The sequence below is a fragment of the Neisseria sp. P0021.S006 genome (assembly GCF_051956895.1).
Genome location: NZ_JBQCWZ010000361.1, coordinates 1 through 1418, shown reverse-complemented (window position 1 = coordinate 1418; position 1418 = coordinate 1). Strand labels below are relative to the sequence as shown.

General features: G+C 54.9%; 2 protein-coding genes and 1 pseudogene. 2 read left to right on the top strand and 1 reads right to left on the bottom strand.

Annotated features, from left to right (window positions below; genetic code table 11):
- Positions 1–178 (bottom strand): annotated as a pseudogene (locus ACTHUM_RS14120) (carbonic anhydrase); the annotation flags it as partial.
- 120 nt (positions 179–298) lie between these two features.
- Between ACTHUM_RS14120 and ACTHUM_RS14115 the strand changes: the two are divergent.
- Positions 299–1189, top strand: coding sequence for an NUDIX hydrolase (locus ACTHUM_RS14115; RefSeq protein ID WP_311477092.1), 891 nt, complete (start codon positions 299–301; stop codon positions 1187–1189).
- Between the two features lie 15 nt (positions 1190–1204).
- Positions 1205–1418 (top strand): ATP-binding cassette domain-containing protein (locus tag ACTHUM_RS14110; RefSeq protein WP_440403183.1); only part of this gene is annotated, 214 nt, incomplete at its 3' end.

The window sequence follows — 1418 nt, the reverse complement described above, 5'->3', positions numbered from 1 at the left end:
GCTTGGCATCGCCGTTTTTCAAACCCAACGCGTTGGGCAGCAATTCGATAATGCGCGCGTCCATGCAGGAGAGGATGGCCAGCTCGCGGCCGGGGTATTTGTTGGTAAAGTATTTTTCGTATTCGCCTGTTTCGACGAAATGTTGGTTATAGGCGAGGATTTCGCTCAATTCGCTCATGATGTGCTCGTTTCGGATGGTTTACTCTATTATAGCGGTTTTCGGGTAGTGCGGTTGTTTTGCAAATTCGCCGTAAACGGCTAAAATCAACGTATCTTTAGTTCTTTTGGAGGATGTGCCGTGTCTCAGTCTTTCCGCTTTGAACAGGTATTCGCGTCCGATGTCCACGATGCATTGTGGGATTGGGCGCAAACCAGCTATGGCGCATCCGACGATTGGTGCATTCTGTATCTCAACGGCCTGCCTTTAGGCCGTCTGACCCCGTTATGGCGCGAACGCCTCGGGCAAGATTGGACAGGCAGGCAGTCGACCCTTTCAGACGGCCTGAATTTGGAAACCGACAGCTGGGCGGAAATGGGCGACAGTTTGCAAACGCTGGCGCAACAATGGCGCGAATGCGGTTGGCTCAAGGGTTGGCGCGGTGAAAAGTTCGACATCTGCGACCAGTCGGGCAAGCCTTTATGCGCACTCGAACGCGCCGCCTTCCGTCCGTTCGGCCTGATGAGTCAGGCAGTGCATTTGAACGGATTGGTCGAAACAGAAAACAGTCTGCGCTTTTGGATAGGCCGCCGCAGTCCGCACAAAGCCGTCGATCCGAACAAACTCGACAATCTGACCGGAGGCGGCATCAGCAGCGGCGAAAGGCCGTCTGAAGCCGTCTGCCGCGAGGGTGAAGAAGAAGCAGGCATTCCCGCTTCGTTAACCCCCCATATCCGACCGACTGCCCAAATATATAGTTTGCGCCCCGTTAATCGCGGTGTCCACAACGAAATCCTGCATATCTTCGACATTATCCTGCCTGAAGGCTTCCAACCCGCCAACCAAGACGGCGAAGTTGCCGGTTTTGAACTGATGGACATCCCCACCCTGCTCGATGCCATGTTGGGCGGAAACATGATGCACGATGCCCAGCTGGTTACGCTTGAAGCCTGCCGTCGATACGGCCTGATAGACCTCAAACATCCGCTGTCCGCATGGCTCGACAGCATCCGTTGCCGACCCCATTTTTAAAGGCCGTCTGAAACCATGTTGCAACTCAAAAACATCAACAAACGCTTCGGCAGCAAAACCGTTGCCCAAGACATCAACCTAAACGTCGAAGCAGGCGAAATTCTCGCCGTACTCGGCCGCTCCGGCTGCGGCAAATCCACCCTGCTCAAAACCATCGTCGGCCTGGTGCGTCCCGACAGCGGCGAAGTCTGGCTCAACGGCGACAACATCACCGACATGCCGTCTGAAA